17 protein-coding genes are annotated in these 21,521 nt (G+C 58.1%); 9 read left to right on the forward strand and 8 right to left on the reverse strand.

Annotated features, from left to right (window positions below; translation table 11 throughout):
* Positions 1-144 precede the first annotated feature (144 nt).
* The 5 genes from QMK58_RS25830 to QMK58_RS25850 all read left to right on the forward strand — a co-directional run bounded on the left by QMK58_RS25830 (position 145) and on the right by QMK58_RS25850 (position 8,639).
* The gene (locus QMK58_RS25830) at positions 145-3,993 is read left to right on the forward strand and encodes a bifunctional diguanylate cyclase/phosphodiesterase (protein ID WP_053162578.1); all 3,849 of its coding nucleotides are present in this window, start codon (positions 145-147) and stop codon (positions 3,991-3,993) included.
* 219 nt (positions 3,994-4,212) lie between these two features.
* A complete protein-coding gene (gene glyA / locus QMK58_RS25835; RefSeq protein ID WP_053162579.1) occupies positions 4,213-5,466 on the forward strand; it encodes a serine hydroxymethyltransferase in 1,254 nt (417 codons plus the stop codon).
* A gap of 344 nt (positions 5,467-5,810) precedes the next feature.
* Complete coding sequence (locus QMK58_RS25840; protein ID WP_053162582.1) at positions 5,811-7,124, forward strand: C4-dicarboxylate transporter DctA; 1,314 nt, start codon at positions 5,811-5,813, stop codon at positions 7,122-7,124.
* A gap of 95 nt (positions 7,125-7,219) precedes the next feature.
* Positions 7,220-7,924, forward strand: coding sequence for a FadR/GntR family transcriptional regulator (locus QMK58_RS25845; RefSeq protein WP_053162583.1), 705 nt, complete (start codon positions 7,220-7,222; stop codon positions 7,922-7,924).
* A gap of 25 nt (positions 7,925-7,949) precedes the next feature.
* Positions 7,950-8,639 carry a GntR family transcriptional regulator gene (locus QMK58_RS25850; protein ID WP_053162585.1) on the forward strand — a complete coding sequence of 230 codons (690 nt, stop codon included), beginning with the start codon at positions 7,950-7,952 and terminating at the stop codon, positions 8,637-8,639.
* A gap of 104 nt (positions 8,640-8,743) precedes the next feature.
* On the opposite strand, the gene yjiA is transcribed toward QMK58_RS25850, so the two are convergent.
* From yjiA to QMK58_RS25865, 3 genes are all read right to left on the reverse strand, one after another.
* A complete protein-coding gene (yjiA, locus tag QMK58_RS25855; RefSeq protein WP_053162587.1) occupies positions 8,744-9,715 on the reverse strand; it encodes a GTPase in 972 nt (323 codons plus the stop codon).
* Between the two features lie 118 nt (positions 9,716-9,833).
* Positions 9,834-10,031: a YbdD/YjiX family protein gene (locus QMK58_RS25860; protein ID WP_007895266.1), complete on the reverse strand. Its 198-nt coding sequence runs from the start codon at positions 10,029-10,031 to the stop codon at positions 9,834-9,836.
* Between the two features lie 15 nt (positions 10,032-10,046).
* Complete coding sequence (locus QMK58_RS25865; RefSeq protein ID WP_053162589.1) at positions 10,047-12,113, reverse strand: carbon starvation CstA family protein; 2,067 nt, start codon at positions 12,111-12,113, stop codon at positions 10,047-10,049.
* 159 nt (positions 12,114-12,272) lie between these two features.
* On the opposite strand from QMK58_RS25865, the gene QMK58_RS25870 reads away from it, so the two are divergent.
* Positions 12,273-12,641 carry a PilZ domain-containing protein gene (locus tag QMK58_RS25870; protein ID WP_053162591.1) on the forward strand — a complete coding sequence of 123 codons (369 nt, stop codon included), beginning with the start codon at positions 12,273-12,275 and terminating at the stop codon, positions 12,639-12,641.
* A gap of 85 nt (positions 12,642-12,726) precedes the next feature.
* On the opposite strand, the gene radA is transcribed toward QMK58_RS25870, so the two are convergent.
* The gene (gene radA / locus QMK58_RS25875; protein WP_053162593.1) at positions 12,727-14,094 is read right to left on the reverse strand and encodes a DNA repair protein RadA; all 1,368 of its coding nucleotides are present in this window, start codon (positions 14,092-14,094) and stop codon (positions 12,727-12,729) included.
* Positions 14,095-14,749: 655 nt separating this feature from the next.
* On the opposite strand from radA, the gene mscL reads away from it, so the two are divergent.
* Entirely contained in the window at positions 14,750-15,163 is a 414-nt protein-coding gene (gene mscL / locus QMK58_RS25880; RefSeq protein ID WP_053162594.1) for a large-conductance mechanosensitive channel protein MscL, read from the forward strand.
* Between the two features lie 46 nt (positions 15,164-15,209).
* Here mscL and QMK58_RS25885 read toward each other — a convergent pair whose 3' ends face one another.
* Positions 15,210-15,986: a ferredoxin--NADP reductase gene (locus QMK58_RS25885; protein WP_320395606.1), complete on the reverse strand. Its 777-nt coding sequence runs from the start codon at positions 15,984-15,986 to the stop codon at positions 15,210-15,212.
* A 306-nt stretch (positions 15,987-16,292) separates the two neighbouring features.
* On the opposite strand from QMK58_RS25885, the gene QMK58_RS25890 reads away from it, so the two are divergent.
* Together QMK58_RS25890 and QMK58_RS25895 are read left to right on the forward strand one after the other, a co-directional pair.
* Positions 16,293-17,006: a helix-turn-helix transcriptional regulator gene (locus QMK58_RS25890; protein WP_053162597.1), complete on the forward strand. Its 714-nt coding sequence runs from the start codon at positions 16,293-16,295 to the stop codon at positions 17,004-17,006.
* 175 nt (positions 17,007-17,181) lie between these two features.
* Positions 17,182-18,306, forward strand: a complete 1,125-nt coding sequence (locus QMK58_RS25895; RefSeq protein ID WP_320395607.1) for a methyltransferase — start codon at positions 17,182-17,184, stop codon at positions 18,304-18,306.
* 73 nt (positions 18,307-18,379) lie between these two features.
* On the opposite strand, the gene QMK58_RS25900 is transcribed toward QMK58_RS25895, so the two are convergent.
* Genes QMK58_RS25900 through QMK58_RS25910 form a run of 3 tightly spaced genes read right to left on the reverse strand, consistent with a single transcriptional unit; the run spans position 18,380 to position 21,009 of the window.
* Positions 18,380-18,547, reverse strand: coding sequence for a DUF2474 domain-containing protein (locus QMK58_RS25900; protein ID WP_082344552.1), 168 nt, complete (start codon positions 18,545-18,547; stop codon positions 18,380-18,382).
* Positions 18,548-18,561: 14 nt separating this feature from the next.
* Positions 18,562-19,569: a cytochrome d ubiquinol oxidase subunit II gene (gene cydB / locus QMK58_RS25905; RefSeq protein WP_053162601.1), complete on the reverse strand. Its 1,008-nt coding sequence runs from the start codon at positions 19,567-19,569 to the stop codon at positions 18,562-18,564.
* Between the two features lie 3 nt (positions 19,570-19,572).
* Entirely contained in the window at positions 19,573-21,009 is a 1,437-nt protein-coding gene (locus tag QMK58_RS25910) for a cytochrome ubiquinol oxidase subunit I (RefSeq protein ID WP_053162602.1), read from the reverse strand.
* Positions 21,010-21,521: the final 512 nt, after the last annotated feature.

Below are 21,521 nucleotides of genomic sequence, written 5' to 3' on the forward strand. Positions count from 1 at the left end.
CAAAGCTACCTGATTGACCAGTGGCAGTCCAGCCGACGGACTGGGGCTGGCACTTCGCCACAACTCAGGGCATGCTAGCCGCCCTTCGGGCGTCCGGCTTATAGTGCGCGTCGCGCCAGTCCAGCCAAACCGCAGGATGACAGCTTGTCCAACGCTCCTTTGTCCCTGACTTCCAGTGCGCCGACCACCGCGCCCGGCTCGCCCCTGCGCGGGACCTTGAGGGGCAGCCTGGCAACCCTCGTTTTGCTGCTACTGGCACTGCTGTTCTGGCAGTTGCTTGATCAACTGCGTGAAACCCAGACAAACCAGCGTCAGTACACCATCGATTACACCGCCGATCTGGCTGCGCAAGTCAGCCTCAACATGGCGCTCAACGCGCAGATCGCCCTCAACCTGCTGCCGATCATCGAGCAACCCCAAGGCACCGACGAATTGCAGGCACTGCAGCGCAAACTGCAACAGTCCCTGCCGGACTTGCACAGCCTGACCTTGCTCAGCCCTTCAGGTAAGGTTATCGGCGACAGCGCCAGCAACAGCGATGACACCGACTACCTCGCTGAACTCGTTCGTCGCAGCCATGCCCAGGCGCATTATTTCAGCAATGCCAATGATGGCTCGGTGGTGTACTTGCTGCTGCATCAAGCCAGCGGCAGTTCCCGTGGATACTGGGCACTGCGCCTGACACCGACCTTCTTTGCTTCGCTGACCAAGCAATCGCAAGCCGGTGACCGCCCGCTGTGGCTGGTAGAGAACCGCATCGATCACCAGATCATCAGCCGCGACGAAGCGATGCCTTCGGTCAATCCGGGCACCCTGACCGAGGACGATGTTGCCAACAGCGTGCTGACCGTTCCGTTGAGCAGCAGCGACTGGCAATTACGCGGGCTGTTCGATCGACAAGATGTGCTCGAAGAACTGCTGCCGGCGTTTATTGGAAAATGCCTGCTGGGGCTGGCGTTTTCCATGCTGCCGTTCATCGCCTTGCTCAACATGCGCCGCCGCCAACGCCAGCTGCATGAGGGCCGCCGCCGCTATCAAGACATTTTCGAAGGCACTGGCGTCGCCTTGTGCGTACTGGATATGTCCGGGTTGCAGAACGCTTTCAACAAGGCGCAACTGCAAGGCGGCGAACAGTTGCAAGCATGGCTGGCAGTGCCGGAGCAGCGCCAGCGATTGCTCCAGGAACTGCGCATCACCGAGGTCAACCAGGTCGCGCTGCAATTGCTCAACGTCGATTGCTCCGACCAAGCCTGGAAACGCCTGATCGATGGCGATCCGCTTAATGGCAGCGCCATCGGCGACCAGGTGCTCGAGGCGGCGCTCAACCAGCAAAAACAACTTGAGCTGGAAATCAAACTGCAAAATGCAAATGGTCGGGACCAACACTTGTGGCTGGTGCTTCGCCTTCCGGAAAACAAGGTCGATTACCAGGCAGTGATCCTGAGCATCACCGATATCACCAGCCGCAAGCTCATCGAATTGTCTCTGCTGGAGCGTGAGGGATTCTGGTCGGACGTGGTGCGTACCGTCCCGGATCACCTGTATGTGCAGGACGTGATCAGTCAGCGAATGATTTTCAGCAACCACCATCTGGGCCAGACACTGGGTTACAGCCGCACCGAGCTGCACCAGATGGGTGAGTACTTCTGGGAAATCCTGCTGCATCCCGAAGACGCCGATTACTACCACCGCTCGCGTCAAGTCCAGCGCCAGGCCGGTTACCGCCAGTTGATGCAATGCCAGTTGCGCTTCCGCCATCAGGATGGGCAATGGCGACGCTTCGAGATTCGCGAGCAGGCATTGGCGCGGGACAAGGACAATCAGGTCACGCGGATTATCGGCGTGGCCAAGGACATCACCGACCAGATCGAAGCCAGCGAATCCCTGCGCGACAGCGAGCAGCGCTACCGAATGCTCGCCGAAAGCATCAGCGATGTGATTTTTTCCACCGACAGCCGGCTGGCACTCAACTACGTCAGCCCGTCGGTGCAAGCAGTATTGGGCTATGACGTCGAGTGGATATTTCAGAACGGCTGGCAATCGACGATCGCCAACCCGCAACAATTGATGGGCATCTACAGCCTGATGGACCGGGTCAGCAAGGCGCTGGACTCGGCCGATCAACTGGCCCGTTTGCGCAGCCAGGTGCAAACCCAACTGTTCCTTTTCGACTGTCTGCGGGCCGACGGGCGCAAGATTCCCATCGAACTGCGCCTGGTGCTGGTCTGGGACGAACACGGCGCCTTTGAAGGGGTGCTGGGTGTCGGCCGCGACATCAGCCAGCAACGCCGGGCGGAAAAGGATCTGCGCATGGCGGCCACGGTTTTCGAGCACTCGACATCGGCGATCCTGATCACCGACCCCGCTGGCTACATCGTTCAGGCCAACGAAGCGTTCAGTCGTGTCAGCGGCTACGCCGTGGAGCAGGTGCTCGACCAGTTGCCGAACATGCTGACCGTCGACGATCAGCAGGAAGCCCACCTGCGTTACGTGCTCAAGCAACTCAATCAGCACAGCACCTGGGAAGGCGAAGTGTGGCTGCGCCGGCGCAATGGCGAACACTATCCCGCCTGGGTCGGCATCACCGCAGTACTGGATGACGAAGGCGATCTGGCCAGTTACGTGTGCTTTTTCAGTGACATCAGCGAGCGCAAGGCCAGCGAGCAACGCATTCACCGCCTCGCTTATTACGACGCCCTGACCCACCTGCCCAACCGCACGCTGTTTCAGGATCGTCTGCACACGGCGTTGCAGGCAGCGGAGCGCCAGAAGTCATGGGTCGTGCTGATGTTCCTCGACCTCGACCGTTTCAAGCCGATCAATGACTCCCTGGGTCATGCCGCTGGCGATCGTATGCTCAAGGACATGGCCACGCGCCTGCTCGGCTGCGTGGATGACGACGACACCGTGGCACGCATGGGCGGTGACGAGTTCACGTTGCTTCTGCAACCGCGGGCCAACCGTGAAATCGCCTTGAACCGGGCGATTCATGTGGCCGAGCAGATTCTCGCCAGCCTGGTGAAACCGTTCGTGCTCGAAGGCCGCGAGTTCTTTGTCACGGCCAGTATCGGCATCGCCCTGAGCCCGCAGGACGGCAACGAACTCAGCCAGTTGATGAAGAACGCCGACACGGCGATGTACCACGCCAAGGAGCGCGGCAAGAACAACTTCCAGTTCTATCAGGCGGACATGAACGCCAGCGCCCTGGAGCGACTGGAGCTGGAAAGCGACTTGCGCCACGCCCTGGAGCAAAACGAATTCGTGCTGTATTACCAACCGCAGTTCAGTGGTGACGGCAAGCGTCTGACCGGTGCCGAGGCGCTGTTGCGCTGGCGTCATCCACGCCGCGGGCTGGTGCCGCCGGGGGACTTCATTCCGGTACTCGAAGAGCTCGGATTGGTGGTTGATGTCGGTGACTGGGTGATCCTTGAGGCCTGTCGTCAGCTCAAATCCTGGCACCAGGCCAAAGTGCGCGTGCCCAAGGTTTCGGTGAACATCTCGGCGCGGCAGTTCTCCGATGGCCAACTCGGCACGCGCATCGCCACGATTCTCAAGGAAACCGGCCTGCCGCCGGGATGCCTGGAGCTGGAGCTGACCGAAAGCATTCTGATGCGCGAAGTCAGTGAAGCGATGCAGATCCTCGACGGCCTGAAAAATCTTGGATTGAGCATTGCGGTCGATGACTTTGGCACCGGCTATTCGTCGCTCAACTACCTCAAGCAGTTCCCGATCGATGTACTGAAAATCGACCGCACCTTTGTCGACGGCCTGCCGTCCGGCGAACAGGATGCGCAGATTGCCCGAGCGATCATCGCCATGGCTCACAGCCTCAATCTGTCGGTGATCGCCGAAGGTGTGGAAACCCAGGAGCAGCTTGATTTCCTGCGTGAGCACGGTTGTGACGAAGTGCAGGGTTATCTGTTCGGGCGGCCGATGCCGGCCGATCGATTCGAAGGGCAGTTCAGCAATGATGCGCTGTTCATTTTCGACTGAAATTGTGCAGCGAGGCTGATGACGCGATCGCCAGCAAGCCGGATCCTACGTTGAAATGCAGTCTCCTGCAGGAGCCGGCTTGCTGGCGTGGCCGGCACATTCACCGCTGATCCCGTCATGAAGCCCACTTGTCTGCGACATGATGCCGTTTCATATGCCTTCCAAAACGCGTTGGGGTAGAATGCCCCCCTTTTCTGCCCCCGATCCTTGAGGACCGCCATGTTCAGCCGTGATTTGACTATTGCCAAGTACGACGCCGATCTCTTTGCCGCCATGGAGCAAGAAGCTCAGCGCCAGGAAGAGCACATTGAGCTGATCGCTTCGGAAAACTACACCAGCCCTGCGGTGATGGAAGCTCAAGGCTCGGTACTGACCAACAAGTACGCCGAAGGCTACCCGGGCAAGCGCTACTACGGTGGTTGCGAGTACGTCGACATCGTCGAGCAGCTGGCTATCGATCGCGCCAAAGAGCTGTTCGGCGCCGACTACGCCAACGTTCAGCCACACGCCGGTTCGCAAGCCAACAGCGCTGTTTACCTGGCCCTGCTATCGGCCGGTGACACCATCCTGGGCATGAGCCTGGCCCACGGCGGTCACCTGACCCACGGTGCCAGCGTTTCGTCTTCGGGCAAGCTGTACAACGCCGTTCAGTACGGCATCGACGCCAACGGCCTGATCGACTACGACGAAGTCGAGCGCCTGGCGGTCGAGAACAAGCCGAAAATGATCGTGGCCGGTTTCTCTGCCTACTCGCAGATCCTCGACTTCCCGCGTTTCCGCGCAATCGCGGACAAAGTGGGCGCTTACCTGTTCGTCGACATGGCCCACGTGGCCGGTCTGGTCGCCGCTGGCGTCTACCCGAACCCGGTTCCGTTCGCTGACGTCGTGACCACCACCACCCACAAGACCCTGCGCGGTCCACGTGGTGGCCTGATCCTGGCTCGCGCCAACGCCGACATCGAGAAGAAGCTGAACTCCGCGGTATTCCCGGGCGCCCAGGGCGGTCCGCTGGAACACGTGATCGCGGCCAAGGCGATCTGCTTCAAGGAAGCGCTGCAGCCTGAGTTCAAGGTTTACCAGCAACAAGTGGTGAAAAACGCCCAGGCCATGGCCAGCGTCTTCATCGAGCGCGGTTTCGACGTGGTATCCGGCGGTACTGAAAACCACCTGTTCCTGCTGTCGCTGATCAAGCAGGAAATTTCCGGTAAAGACGCCGACGCCGCTCTGGGCAAAGCGTTCATCACCGTGAACAAGAATTCCGTACCTAACGACCCACGCTCCCCGTTCGTCACTTCCGGTCTGCGTTTCGGCACCCCGGCTGTGACCACCCGCGGCTTCAAGGAAGCAGAGTGCAAGGAACTGGCTGGCTGGATCTGCGACATCCTGGCTGACCTGAACAATGAAGCGGTGATCGACGCCGTTCGTGAGAAGGTCAAGGCCATCTGCAAGAAGCTGCCGGTGTACGGCGCTTAATCAGCCCGCCTAACCGCAGTCTAAAAAAACCGGCCATGGAAATGGCCGGTTTTTTTTCGTCTGCGTTTTAAAGGCCGTCACTCTGTAGGAGCCGGCTTGCCGGCGAAGGCGGTCTTGAACCATTCACCAACCACTCGGACGCCTTCGCTGGCAAGCCAGCTCCTACAGGACCAGCATTACTGGTCAGACCGGTCATGCCAATTTCTTAAATTTTACTTGCGATCACCCAAAAGCCGAGCCTAGACTGCGCCTGCACTGGACATACCGGTAAGACCACAATAATTAAGTCCTGAAGTCAATGCGACTGACGCTCGGCTGCCAGGACACCGACCAGGATTCCTCCCATGCTCAGATGGTGCACGCGTTCAATCTTCCTCCAAGTGGTTCTCGGACTGGTGCTCGGCATCGTCTGTGGACTGACCCTTCCCGAATATTCCGCTCAACTCAAACCGCTCGGCGACGGCTTTATCAAGCTGATCAAAATGCTGATTGGCCTGATCGTGTTTTGCGTCGTGGTCAGTGGCATCAGCGGTGCCGGTGATCTGAAAAAAGTCGGCCGTATCGGCCTGAAGTCAGTGATCTACTTTGAAATACTCACCACCATTGCGCTGGTGATCGGTCTGGTGTTCGCCTTCAGTACTGGCATTGGCAGCGGCGCGAACATTCACCTGGAGCAGCTTTCCGCAGCCGACATGGGTGATATCGCCCAGCGCGGCCAGCACATGCACACCACTACGCAGTTCCTGATGGACCTGATTCCGACGTCGGTGATCGGTGCATTCGCCGACAACAACATCCTGCAAGTGCTGCTGTTCTCCGTGCTGTTCGGTAGCGCACTGAACCTGGTGGGTGAGGCGGCGTCAGGCATTTCCCGCCTGATCAATGAGTTGAGCCACGTAATCTTCCGCATCATGGGCATGATCGTGCGCCTGGCGCCGATCGGCGTGTTCGGTGCGATCGCCTTTACCACCAGCAAATATGGCCTGGACTCGCTGCAACATCTGGGTAGCCTGGTCGGCCTGTTCTACCTGACCTGCGTGGCTTTCGTGACGCTGATTCTCGGCCTGGTGATGCGCCTCTCCGGCCTGAAGATGTGGCCATTGCTCAAGTACCTGCGCGAAGAATTGCTGATCGTCATGGGCACCGCTTCATCCGATGCCGTGCTGCCACAAATCATGCGCAAGCTTGAGCATCTGGGGATCGGAAGTTCGACAGTCGGACTGGTGATTCCTACCGGTTACTCGTTCAACCTCGACGGTTTCTCGATCTACCTGACCCTGGCCATCGTGTTCATCGCCAATGCTACCGGCACACCGCTGGCAATGACCGACCTGCTGACCATTCTGCTGGTGTCGTTGATCACCTCAAAAGGTGCGCACGGTATTCCGGGCTCGGCACTGGTGATCCTGGCGGCAACGCTGACGGCGATCCCGGCCATTCCGGTGGTGGGCCTGGTGCTGGTGCTGGCCGTGGACTGGTTCATGGGCATCGGCCGGGCGCTGACCAACCTGATCGGCAACTGCGTCGCCACAGTGGCCATTGCCCGTTGGGAAAAAGACATCGATGTGCAACGGGCGAACAAGGTACTTTCCGGCCAGGTGGGTTATACCTTCCAGCCGAGAAAACCGGTAACCGCGGCCCATCAGCAGGAATTTTGACGCAGGACCATCCGTAGGAGCTGCCGAAGGCTGCGATTTTTTGATCCTGCCCTCGGCGCTCAGTGACTGGTCATCAGCAACTCACGGAGCAAAAAGTGATTAGCACCTCAACCGTCGTCAATTCAGTCGTAGAAAAACTTCGGGCCGCGCTGGCCCGTGGTCAGTGGCGCTCCGGCGAAATGCTACCGGGACAACGTGAACTGGCCGAACAACTGGGCATCAGCCGGCCAAGCCTGCGTGAAGCAGTGATCGTGCTGGAAACCCTCGGCCTGGTGCGCTCGATGCCGGGTAAAGGCGTGGTGGTGCTTGAAGCGAATCTCGCCGACAGTCAGGCACATGACAGCGCAGTCGCCGCCGCGAGCCTGGAGGATGTGTTGCAACTGCGCTACACCCTCGAACCTTTCATCGTCGGCCTCGTGGCGCAGTCCATCAGCAGCAAGGAAGTCGGGCAACTGCGCCTCACCCTGATGGACATGCGCGAAGCCCTGGAAGCCAACGACAGCGAAGCCGGTGCGAATGCGTACATCGCGTTCCACGAAGAGCTGTTCGCGCTGACGTCGAATCCAATCTTCCAAAGCGTGGTCCAGCAAACCAGCAATGCCCTCAAGCAAAGCGCCGAAGTGCTGCGCAACTCCCCCGAACACCTGGCTGAACGGCTTGAAGAAAACGAAGCCGTGGTGCGGGCGATCCGCAGCAAGAACAGCGCCCAGGCCAGCGCCGAGATGCGTCGGCACATTCTTCGCGAAGGCCAGCGCATGGGCATCGAGTTGAACATCCCGGAAGACAACCTCGGCAGTTGAATCCTCTTCGAACCGGAGACAGGCCATGAACAGCTTCGCTTCACCGCAAACGCTTACCACCCTGCCCTTTCCACTGGCGGCGGATGATCTGTACTCGCGGGTCCTCGACGCCATCTTTGCACAGCGCATTCATGAGGCCAGCCGCTTTACCGAGGAAAGTCTGGCGCAGATGTTCGGCGCTCGGCGCAGCGACGTTCGTGGCGTGCTGACACGACTTTCTCATCAACAGATCATTGTTCTGCGCAGCAATCATCGTCCACGCGTTGCAACGCTCGGAGTCGATCAGGTTCGGCAAAACCTGCATGCCCGGCGCCTGACCGAGATCACGTTGGTACGACTGGCCTGTCAGCACCCTCTTCCACAAGATCTGCAATGTCTGCGCGCACTCATCGCGCGCGAGCGCCAATGCAGGGATCCTGCCTCAGCACTCCGGGTTTCGGGGGAGTTTCACGCGCAGCTGGCCGAAATGGCGGGAAATGCGCCACTGGCGCATTTTTTGGGAACACTTGTGCCGCTAGTATCGTTGGCCATTGCGCAATTTGATGCGCAAGCGGGAGGCTATTGCGATTGGCAAGCACATCAAGAGATTGTGGATGCGATTGAGCATGGCGATGCTTTGAAGGCCGAGACACTTCTACACCGGCATCTGGATCATTTGGAGGAGATGTTACTGAACGCTCAACCGTTACTCAGCCAGAACCGCGTTGCCGGCTAGTTCGTCTTCGCGGGCGAACCTCGCTTCTACAGACGAATACACTGCAAATGCAGGAGCGAGCCCGCTTGCGATGGCGACGTCAGACCCAATGAAAACGGCGGAGCTTACTCCGCCGCCACCCGCGAAAATCCTTCACGGATCTTTTCTTCCGGCAAATCATCGGCAATGAAAACGATCACGCTTTCACGCGTTTCATCGTCGGACCACTCGGTATCCCAGTCGAAACCGTACAACTTCAGAACTCCCTGGAACACCATGCGTCGCGGTTCGCCCTGGATGTTCAACACCCCCTTGTAGCGCAGCAGTTGCTTACCATGCTCCTCCAGCAGTTCGTTCATGAACTCGCTGAGCCTGTCGATATCCAGTGGTTTGTCGGTGCGCAGCACGAGGCTCGATATGCGGTCGATGGACGGGGCTTGGCTTACTGGACGCAAACTCACGCCGCCACCGAGATCAGCGTTTAGATTGAACCCGCGAACATCAAGCAATTCAGCCAGATCGATCTTGCCGTGATCGACGATGCGAATCGGTGCTCGGCGGTTGATACGGGTCAGGCGCTCGCTCAATGCCGTGAACGTCGGCTCGTTCACCAGGTCGCGCTTGCTCACCAGCAAACGGTCGGCGAAACCGATCTGTGCCTGGGCGATGGTCTGGGTCAGGTGCACGTCGGCATGCGCTGCGTCGACCAACGTGATGATGCCGTCAAGGATGTAGCGTTCGCGCAGTTCTTCGTCGATGAAAAAGGTTTGCGCCACCGGTGCCGGATCCGCCAGGCCTGTGCATTCGATCACCAGGCGGTCGAAGGCGATGTCGCCGCTGTCGAGGCGCTCGAGCAGCAGATACAAGGCTTTGGTCAGGTCGGTGTGGATGGTGCAGCAGACACAGCCGTTGGACAGCGTCATCACTTGTACCGGCTCGTCGCCCAACAGTTGGGTGTCGATACCGGCATCGCTGAATTCGTTCTCGATCACGGCGATTTTCAGGCCGTGCTCGGCTTTGAGCAGGTGGCGCAGCAACGTGGTCTTGCCGGCACCGAGGAAGCCGCTGAGGATCGTGACGGGTATAGGGACTGACAAAATAAGGTCTCCTGGGCGCAGAAAAAACTGTAGGAGCCGGCTTGCTGGCGATGGCGTCCCGAAGATCGCTATCGCCAGCAAGCCGGCTCCTACAGAGGTGATGCCTAAGTGGTGTGTTTCAACAGCACTTAGGCCCACCCTTGCCACCGTAACGGGCTTCCTGACGTTCGCGAAAGAACATCTCGTAGCTCATCACCGGTTTGTCCGGGTGCTTGGTCTGCATATGCTCGACGTAGTTGTCGTAGTCGGGCATGCCGACCATCAGGCGCGCAGCCTGACCGAGGTATTTACCGAGGCGACTCAGGTCATTGAACATGGTGCAAATCCTCGGTTACGCGTCCGGCAGTGCCTGGAATGGCGACTCTTTATCCGTGCGTTCTTTTTTACCCCAGGCGGCAATGCCGACCTTGAGCGCATAGAACAGGATGCTGAATACCACGAACAGGAACAGCGCGGTCAGCGTTGCGTTGGTGTAGGCGTTGAAGATCACGTGTTGCATCTGCGTAATGTCCTTGGCCGGGGCGAGAATCTGGCCATTGGCCAAGGCATCGCTGTATTTTTTCGCCAACGCCAGGAAGCCGATCGCCGGGTTGGCGTCGAACAGCTTGATGAAGCCTGCGGTGGTGGTGCAGATCAGCAGCCATACTGCCGGCAGCATGGTCACCCAGACATAACGCTGGCGCTTCATCTTGATCAGTACCACGGTGCCGAGCATCAATGCGATACCGGCCAGCATCTGGTTGGAGATGCCGAACAACGGCCACAAGGTGTTGATGCCACCCAGTGGATCGATCACGCCCTGGTACAGCAACCAACCCCACATGGCCACACAACCGGCGGTGGCAATCAGGTTGGCGGTCCAGGATTCGGTGCGTTTCAACGCTGGCACGAAAGAGCCGAGCAAATCCTGGAGCATGAAGCGCCCGGCTCGGGTGCCGGCGTCGACTGCCGTCAGGATGAACAGCGCTTCGAACAGGATCGCGAAGTGGTACCAGAACGCCATGGTGTTTTCACCCGGCAGAACACTGTGCAGGATCTGCGCGATACCGACCGCCAGGGTCGGTGCACCGCCGGCACGGGCCAGGATGGTGGTTTCACCGATGTCGTGGGCCACTGCCTGCAGCGCTTCCGGGGTAATTGCAAAGCCCCAGCTGCTGACGGCTTGCGCCACTGCCACCACATCACCGCCGACCACGGCCGGTGGGCTGTTCATGGCGAAGTACACGCCAGGTTCGATCACCGATGCTGCAACCATGGCCATGATGGCGACGAAGGACTCCATCAGCATGCCGCCGTAGCCGATGTAACGGGCGTTGGTTTCGTTATCCAGTAACTTCGGCGTGGTGCCGGAAGAAATCAGCGCATGGAAACCGGAGACCGCGCCGCAGGCAATGGTGATGAACAGGAACGGGAACAGACCGCCTTTCCATACCGGACCGGTGCCGTCGACGAACTGGGTCAGCGCCGGCATTTTCAGCTCGGGCATGGTCACCAGGATGCCGATGGCCAATGCGACGATGGTGCCGATCTTGAGGAAGGTCGACAGGTAGTCGCGCGGGGCCAGAATCAGCCACACCGGCAACACTGCGGCGACGAAACCGTAGCCAATCAACATCCAGGTAATCTGGATACCGGTAAAGGTAAAGGCCTTGGCCCACACCGGATCGGCGGCTATCTGCCCGCCGAGCCAGATCGAACCGAGCAGCAACAGCACGCCGATCACCGAGATTTCGCCGATGCGACCCGGGCGGATGTAGCGCATGTAGATGCCCATGAACATCGCGATCGGGATGGTCGCCATCACCGTGAAAATACCCCACGGGCTCTCGGCCAGGGCTTTGACCACGATCAGCGCCAGCACCGCGAGGATGATGATCATGATCAGGAAGCAGCCGAACAGCGCGATGGTGCCGGGAATCCGGCCCATTTCTTCGCGGACCATATCGCCCAGGGAACGACCGTTGCGGCGGGTGGACATGAACAGGACCATGAAGTCCTGAACGGCACCGGCCAGCACCACCCCGGCGATCAGCCACAGCGTGCCGGGCAGGTAGCCCATCTGCGCCGCCAGGACCGGGCCGACCAGTGGACCTGCACCGGCGATGGCCGCGAAGTGGTGACCGAAGAGGATGTGTTTGTTGGTTGGAACGTAGTCCAGACCGTCGTTATTGAGCACGGCAGGGGTAGCCCGTCGCGCATCGAGTTGCATGACATTGTTGGCGATGAACAGACTGTAGTAGCGGTAGGCGACCAGATAGATGGCCACAGCAGCGACCACAATCCACAAGGCGTTGATCGCCTCGCCTCGGCGCAATGCCACTACGCCCAAAGCACACGCACCTATGATTGCCAGCAACAGCCAGGGTAGATGGCGTAGCAGGCTATTATTATTTTTCATTTTAGGATTCCAGCCAGAGTGGACAAGAAAAGACAGCCACACCGAGTTTAGCGCTCCTGACGACAAAGACCATACCCAACGTTGGTCTAGAGCCCTGTCCTGGTTGGCAGGTTCTGACAATGCGGGTCTATAGTCAGCGAACATCAAGAGGATTGCGCCATGAGCGAGCACCCCGCCGAACGTCGCCGCTTCAAACGAATCGCGTTCGATGCCAGGACCGAGCTGAGCCAGGGAGAGTACATCTGGCCGGTGAAGCTGGTTGATTTGTCGCTCAAGGGCTTGCTGATCGAGCGACCCGATCCTTGGCAGGGCAATCCCGAGCAGGACTTTTCAGTCGACATTCATCTAAGCGATGACATCGACATCTTCATGGATGTGCACCTGACCCACGAAGAACACGGCCAGCTCGGCTTCGTCTGCCGACACATCAGCCTGGAGTCTATTGAGCGCCTGCGGCGCCTGATCGAACTCAACCTGGCCGACCAGCATGAACTGGAGCGCGAACTGGGCGAACTAATCGAAATCTGACCTCGTAGGAGCTGCCGAAGGCTGCGATCTTTTGACCTTATAAAAAAGATCGCGGCCTTCGGCAGCTTCTACGAGAGGTAGCACTTTATTCGAAGAGCGCATCCAGGGCCTGTTCCAGACGAGTGACGGCAATGATCTGCAACCCTGCCGGCGACTCTTTCGGCGCATTGCCCTTAGGCACGATGGCCCGCTTGAAGCCGTGCTTGGCGGCTTCTTTCAAACGCTCCTGACCGCTAGGAACCGGACGCACCTCACCGGAAAGCCCGACCTCACCGAACACCAACAGATCGTGGGGTAACGGCCGGTTGCGCAAACTGGACATCACCGCCGCCATCAACGCCAGGTCCGACGCGGTCTCCAGCACTTTCACCCCACCGACCACGTTGAGAAACACATCCTGATCGTGGGTTGGAATGCCACCATGACGGTGCAACACCGCCAGCAACATCGCCAAGCGGTTCTGATCCAGCCCGAGCGTGACCCGACGCGGATTAGCCAGGTGGCTGTCATCCACCAGCGCCTGGACTTCCACCAACATCGGCCGGGTGCCTTCCCACGTCGCCATGACCACGCTACCCGGGACTTCTTCCTGAGCACGGGTCAAAAAAATCGCAGAAGGGTTTGAGACTTCTTTCAGGCCCTTGTCGGTCATGCCGAACACGCCCAGTTCATTGACTGCACCGAAACGGTTCTTCACCGCCCGCAGCAGACGCAGGCGTCCATCGGACTCACCTTCGAAATACAGCACGGTGTCGACCATGTGCTCCAGCACTCGAGGGCCAGCCAGCGCGCCTTCCTTGGTGACGTGGCCCACCAGGAAAATCGCCGTACCGCTCTGTTTGGCATAGCGCACCAGCAACGCCGCACTTTCACGCACCTGGGATACACCACCCGGTGCCGATTGCAGTTGCTCGGTAAAGATCGTCTGGATCGAATCGATCACCATGACCTTGGGCTTTTCCTGGCGGGCCGTGGCAATGATGGTTTCGATGCAGGTTTCGGTCATGACCCGCAACCGATCCTGGGGCAACCCCAGTCGCCGGGCACGCATGGCCACTTGCTGCTGAGACTCTTCGCCAGTGACATACAACGCCGGCATGCTTTTGGCGAGATTGCACAGGGTTTGCAAAAGAATCGTCGATTTGCCGATGCCAGGGTCGCCGCCGATCAGCACCACCGATCCGTCCACCAGGCCACCGCCCAGCACGCGGTCGAGTTCGCTTGAGGCCGTAGAAAAACGCGGTATCTCTTCAACGCTGACCTCGGCCAGGGTCTTGATCTGCGCCTGTTGGCCGGTCCAACCGGTACGACCACTGGGCGCCGCTGCCCCGCCGCTTTCCACCATGGTTTCGGTGAGCGTGTTCCAGGCCCCGCATTCACCGCACTGGCCAGCCCACTTGGGGAAGGTTGAGCCGCACTCGGTGCAGCCGTACATGCGCTTGGCCTTGGCCATCGGAACCCCCGGAAAAAAACGCGATGATAGCTCAGGTGGGGCGCATCAGCGCGGCAAGAAAATGATTGATACGTTCAGGTTTACAGGAAGTACCCGTTGAATTGGCGCTTATTCAATTACTCCCACCATTTAATCTACGCTTGTCTAACTTTTCCACCCCGCCCCCTATACAGAGCAAACAACACTCAGAAAGCACTTCTCAAAAGCTATACAACCTTTAACCAATTAAACATGCACTGCACAACCAATCCAGAATAATGAATCTTGTTTAGATTCACTTAAACAGCAACTTCAACTTCCCCTTCAGAATATATAAACGCCAGAAGCAACCTGTTCGACATCAACATCAGCGCCAATTAACCCCCTGGTTAATTAGCAACCTAAACGATCAACAAGACCGATGCGATCCTGTCAGATATATCATTCGGAACAAATATCAACTGCTCGACGAGGCATCAAGACTTCCATGAAAACATTGTTTCAAAAAGGAACTTTGCGCATCGCCGTGGCGCTCACCCGCGAGCGATCACTGCAACCTTTTCACCGCTGGCCTGGTCGATAGCAAGCTAATGCCGTGAGCAGTGGTTTCGAGCAAGAAGCGATTCGCTGATTTACACTGCGTTCATCAACCTCATCTGTAACAAGGAAATAACCTATGGGCGTGCTCAATGAATTCAAGGCCTTCGCGGTCAAAGGCAACGTGGTCGACATGGCTGTCGGCATCATCATCGGGGCCGCTTTCGGCAAGATCGTAACGTCGTTTGTGGGCGATCTGATCATGCCGCCAATCGGGATGTTGATCGGTGGCGTTGACTTCAGTGACCTGGTCATCACGCTCAAGGCAGCAGAGGGCAACACCCCGGCCGTGGTGCTGGCATACGGCAAATTCATTCAGACCATCATCGACTTCGTCATTGTCGCCTTCGCGATTTTCATGGGGGTCAAGGCCATCAACCGTCTGAAGCGCGAAGAATCCGTGGCGCCTACCTTGCCGCCGGTTCCGACCAAGGAAGAAGAATTGCTTGGCGAGATCCGTGACCTGCTGAAGGCACAGAACAACCAGCCTTGATCGAATGGCTTGGTAAAAAAACGGCGCCCGCGAGGCGCCGTTTTTTTTACCAGAAGTTTTCCACTGCGACCTGCCCGGGTCGCCGGCTCAGGCTCAGGTGCATATCGCGCTGTTTAAGCAGTTTGCGCGTGTCGTCGATCATCTGAGGGTTGCCGCAAAGCATGACCCGCGAATGCTCTGGCGTCAGCGCAACACCCGCCGCCCGCTCCAGCTCGCCATTCTCAATGAGCGTGGTAATTCGTCCATTCAGGGCTCCGGGATGCTGCTCGCGCGTGACCGTCGCGATAAATTGCAGTTTATGTGCGTGTTCCGCGAGGTACTCCCTTTGCGCCAGACCCGAAATCAATGCTTGATAGGCCAGCTCCCTGGTTTCACGCACGCTATAGACCAGGAGGATGCGCTCAAACTTCTCCCACACCTCGAAGTCCTGAAGTATTGACAGGAACGGCGCTATGCCTGTGCCTGTGGACAACAGCCACAGATCTCGCCCATCGACAAAACGGTCCAGTGTCAGGTAGCCGAAGGCCTGACGGTCCACCAACAAGGTATCGCCGACGCCCAAACGACTGAGCTCGCTGGTGAACTCACCTCCCGGGACGACGATGGAAAAGAACTCGAGGAATTCATCAAAAGGTGAGGACACCATGGAATAAGCGCGCCATACCGTGCTGCCATCAGCCTTGACCACTCCCAACCGGGCAAACTGTCCTGCACGGAATCGGAAACCTGCGTCGCGGGTTGCGCGCAAAGTGAACAGGTTCGCAGTCACCGGCTGTACGTCGAGCAAGGTCTGACGTGTGAATTTCTCTTCGCTGGCGGTCATAGGACGCTCCAATCAACAGACAGGAGCAGTGTCCCGCAAACCCACGGACGTAACCACCCATAGTTTGTAGTGGCTTTTAATGTATATCGAAGTGACTTATATCTATTTAGCACTACGAACAGTCCATATTGGATGTCACATAGCATTTCAATGCTGATCTTTCGCTTAAGAACCACAGGTACACTTTTCCTTATTTGCAAGAGCAAAAAAGTCACAGCATGGCGCTAGGAATTATCCTACACTCGTGGCGTGCCGGATCTCGGATCCAAAGAGTGCACCCTGCGGACATGATGATGGAGTACAAGTATGGAGATCTGGAAGGAGTCACAGCTTAAACAGCTTTCACATACGCACGAGATCAAAACAGCCTATCGAATCTCACTGAATTTTGTCAGAAATCTGGGATACAAATTTTGTGAATTTTCAGTAACTTCTAACAACAACGTTGCAGCTTGCGACATTCTGAATCTGAACAATTTTCCTCATAGCTGGAGCACCCGCAATGAGCAACATACAGTGGGTCAAACAAACCCGATAGTGGCATACTGCAACCATTCCACTTTGCCGGTTCTCTGGAGTGAAGAGCTTTTTTCTGAAGCACCGTGGATCTGGCAAGCGATGCAACAGCAAGGCTTGCAATATGGCTGGTCGCAAGCGATCCACGATGAGCAAACGGGTCTGTGCAGCACCCTGAGCCTGGCCAGAAGCCACTGCCCTATTTCAGCCTTCGAATTGTATGAAAACATGGGATTCATGGTTTTCATCATCCACCACCTGCATGCCCTGGCGGCTCTGGCTTACCCGAAAAAAACGCCTGCCCACCCGGCACCGCCATTATCACCACGTGAAAAAGAAGTACTGCAGCTGTCAGCCTTGGGCAAGACCGCCTATGAGATCTCCAGGATCCTCAATCTGAGCGAGCGTACGATCAACTTTCATGTGCACAGGGCTATCGAAAAGCTTGGCGTTAACAACAAGATTGCGGCAGTCATCGCCGCGGCCAGGTCAGGAGCCATCTGAGCGCGTCCGTCTTCAGGAAATCCTGCGAGTAATCCCATCGAAAAAAAAGTACCATTTGCGGCCCTCCTGAGTGATGACGTGTGAACCCTTCACGACGCAGTACACTCGGACGGCTCCGCCCGCCACAACGCCCTCGGGCTGCGGGACATACGTTGATCACCCAGAGCCCCGCCCCATGCCTTTGCTCGAAACACCCTTCGCCCGCCTTGACCTGATCCGCCAGCCTGAACAGCAGAACGAACCGCTGCAGGCTTTCGACGCCGCAGACGAATACCTGCTCAACCATCTGGCCGGACAACAACCAGCGGCGGACACCCGAGTGCTGGTACTCAACGACAGTTTCGGCGCTTTGGCCGCCAGCCTGGCGGGAAAAGTCCAGGTGATCAGCAGCGGCGATTCTTACCTGTCCGCTCAGGGGCTGGAAAAAAACCTTGTGCGCAACGGCATGGCATTTGATGCCGTACCGAGCGTGCCGGCCAGTGAAGCGTTGGTCGGCCCCTTTGATCGCGTGCTGGTCCGGGTGCCGAAAACCCTGGCGTTGCTGGAAGAACAACTGATCCGTCTGCAAAGCCAACTGACACCCGGTGCTCAAGTGATTGCGGGCGCCATGATCAAGCATCTGCCACGGGCGGCGGGAGACCTGCTGGAGCGTTACATCGGTCCGGTGCAGGCCTCTTTAGCGGTGAAAAAGGCGCGTTTGCTGATTGCGACGACCGAAAACAAAGCGCCCGCCACTTCCCCTTACCCGACTCGTTATCGACTCGAAACGCCTGCGATTGAACTGCTCAACCACGCCAATGTGTTTTGCCGCGAAGGCCTGGACATCGGTACGCGAGCGTTCTTGCCGCATTTGCCAAAAAACCTGGGTACGGCACGCGTGGCCGACCTCGGTTGCGGCAATGGGGTGCTGGCCATCGCCAGCGCGCTGCAAAACCCCCAAGCCCATTACACGCTGGTAGATGAATCATTCATGGCGGTGCAATCGGCCGAGCAGAACTGGCGCGCGGCGCTGGGTGAGCGGGATGTGATCGTCCGCGCCGGGGATGGGCTGGCCGGACAAGAGCCGCAGTCGCTGGACGTGGTGCTGTGCAATCCACCCTTCCATCAGCAACAGGTCGTGGGCGACTTTCTCGCCTGGCGGATGTTTCAGCAGGCACGTGAAGCGCTGGTCGTCGGTGGCGCGCTATACATCGTCGGTAATCGTCACCTGGGGTATCACAGCAAACTGGCGCGGTTGTTTCGCGGCGTCGAGCAAGTGGCGGCCAACCCTAAATTTGTGATCCTCAGGGCGCGTAAGTAACAGGTAAAAAAAACCCTCCGGTCGGAGGGTTGAAATCCGCGCCTGATGGCCGCGGGATGGGATGTCAGGTGGTTCAGTGGGTGCTCAGGCCTGCGGCGTTCATGAACATGCGCATCAGGCTGGCGACGATGAACAATGCACCGACGCTGCCCGCCCAGATCATGGCCAACCAGCCGAGCCGCTGCCACAGCGGTTTTTTTTCGGCTTCTTCAATGTCGTGCAAGGTGTGTTTGCCGCTCATTGTTTCGACCTCCTTTAGTGGTAACCATCTTCATGGGTCACCTTGCCGCGGAATACGTAGTAGCTCCAGAAGGTGTAGCCAAGGATGAAAGGGATGATGAAGAGCGTGCCCACCAGCATGAAACCCTGGCTCTGCGGCGGCGCGGCGGCATCCCAGATCGAGATCGACGGCGGCACGATGTTGGGCCACAGGCTGATCCCCAATCCGCTGTAACCGAGGAAGATCAGCACCAGCGTCAGCAGGAACGGCGTGTAATGCGCATTGCGTGCCACGGCACGGATCAGGCCGTACATCGTCACCAGCACCAGAATCGGCACCGGCAGAAACCAGAAGAGGTTCGGCAAGGTGAACCAGCGCGCCGCAATTTCAGCGTGAGCCAGAGGGGTCCAGATGCTCACGATGCCAATCACCGCCAGCAGCACAAACGCCAGGGGCCGCGCCAGGTCATGCATCTGTTCCTGCAACTTGCCTTCGGTCTTCATGATCAGCCAGGTACAACCGAGCAGCGCATACGCCACGACGAGCGCCGCTCCGCAGAACAACGTGAACGGGGTCAGCCAGTCCAGTGAGCCACCGGCAAACTGCCGATTGACCACCGGCAATCCGTCGATGAATGCACCCAGCGCCACCCCCTGGAAGAACGTGGCGGCAATCGAGCCGCCGATGAAGGCCTTGTCCCACAGGTGACGCTTGTCGTCCTTGGCCTTGAAGCGGAACTCGAAGGCCACGCCGCGGAAGATCAGCCCGATCAACATGAAGATCAGCGGTAGATACAACGCCGAGAGCACCACCGAATAGGCCAGCGGAAAGGCGCCAAACAACGCCGCGCCGCCCAGCACCAGCCAGGTTTCGTTGCCATCCCAGACCGGGGCGACAGTGTTCATCATCACATCACGGTCGGTTTTACCGGGAATGAACGGGAAGAGAATCCCGATACCCAGGTCAAAGCCATCCATGACCACGTACATCATGATGCCGAAGATGATGATCACGGCCCAGATCAGCGGAAGATCAATACCCATGATTCAAATCTCCTTGGTCACGGCGTGGTCGGCATCAGCGTGCTCGTCGTCGGCTGCGGACAGCGGACGGGCGGGCGTACGTTTTTGGCCTGGACCACCGTCGTTGGTTTCCTTGCCTTCGTCGATCTTCGGCCCTTTGCGCACCAGGCGCATCATGTAGCCCAGGCCGGCGCCAAACAGCGCGAAATACACCACGACGAACAGGATCAGGGTGATGCTCATCTGCACGAAACTATGGTTGGAGGACGCATCCGCCGTGCGCATCAAGCCATACACCACCCACGGCTGGCGGCCGATTTCCGTCGTGAACCATCCGGCGAGAATCGCGATCAGGCCGGATGGCCCCATCCACAGCGCCAGATACAGAAAAGGTCGCGAGGTATAGAGCTTGTCACGCTTGCGCAACCACAGGCTCCACAAGCCGGTGAAGATCATCAGGAAGCCCAGGCCAACCATGATCCGGAACGACCAGAACACGATGGTCGAGTTCGGCCGGTCTTCAGGCGGGAATTCCTTGAGTGCCGGCACCTGTTTATCCAGCGAGTGAGTAAGGATCAGGCTGCCCAGGTAAGGGATCTCTACGGCAAATTTGGTTCTCTCCTCTTTCATGTCCGGCCAGCCGAACAGGATCAACGGAGTCGCCTCATCGCCCTTGTTTTCCCAGTGCCCCTCGATTGCCGCAATTTTTGCTGGCTGATGCTCGAGCGTGTTGAGGCCGTGGAAGTCACCGATAACGGCCTGGATCGGCGCGACAATCAGGGCCATCCACATCGCCATCGAAAGCATTTTACGGATCGCCGGGTTGTCCTTGCCGCGCAGCAAATGCCAGGCCGCGGAAGATCCGACAAAGAACGCCGTGGCGACGAACGCCGCCGTCGCCATGTGCATCAGGCGGTACGGGAACGATGGGTTGAAGATAATCGCCAGCCAGTCGGTGGGGATGACCTGGCCATTGATGATTTCGAAGCCTTGCGGGGTTTGCATCCAGCTGTTGGAGGCGAGAATCCAGAAGGTCGAGATCAGTGTGCCGATGGCCACCATGACCGTGGAGAAGAAGTGCAGGCCACGCCCGACTTTGTTCCAGCCGAACAGCATCACACCCAGAAACCCGGCCTCGAGGAAAAATGCCGTGAGCACTTCGTACGTCAGCAACGGACCGGTCACCGCCCCGGCAAAATCGGAGAAGCGGCTCCAGTTGGTGCCGAACTGATAGGCCATGACCAGGCCAGAAACCACCCCCATGCCGAAGTTGACGGCGAAGATCTTCGACCAGAAATGGTAGAGGTCACGGTAGGTGTCGTTGTGGGTTTTCAGCCACAGGCCTTCGAGAACCGCCAGGTAGCTCGCCAGACCGATGGTGATGGCCGGAAACAGGATGTGGAACGAGATGGTGAACGCGAACTGAATTCGGGCGAGATCAAGTGCCTCTAAACCGAACATAAGTCTTCCTCTGTCAGGTAGTACGGCTGCGGGCTGAAAGCCTGCACCCACGGCCCCCACGGATATGGAGTGTGGCGAATCTCTGTTTGTTCTTTTTTTATACGCATCACAACGCAGGGAGTCAGGCCTTGCGGCCGCCGGATCAATTCCATTTGAGGGTTTTGATCTGGATCAATCAACGTTGAAAGAGTAGTCCCATTTCCGGGGAGGACTCGCGTGGTCTTTTGCCGCGTGACAAGTTGCCTCAGGGGTGGCGAAATGGCCTGAAACAGATTTTTGGATAGAACAACATCAATGTGGTGAGGGGGCTCGTCCCCGTCAGGTTGTGAAGCGACCTCAGCCCCGGCAAAAAATGGATTTATCAGTTAGCCCTGCTTGATCGTTTTTACGGCTGCTACGCAGCCGAACGGGGCAAGCCCCCTCGCCACAGCAAGCTCCCTCTCCAGAAGATTTTCCATTGAGTGGACAATCGATGTCTGGCTAACTAAATTTTCTGTCACTGCAACTTCCTG

The organism is Pseudomonas sp. P8_241 (assembly GCF_034008315.1).
In the GTDB taxonomy this organism is placed as follows: Bacteria; Pseudomonadota; Gammaproteobacteria; order Pseudomonadales; family Pseudomonadaceae; genus Aquipseudomonas.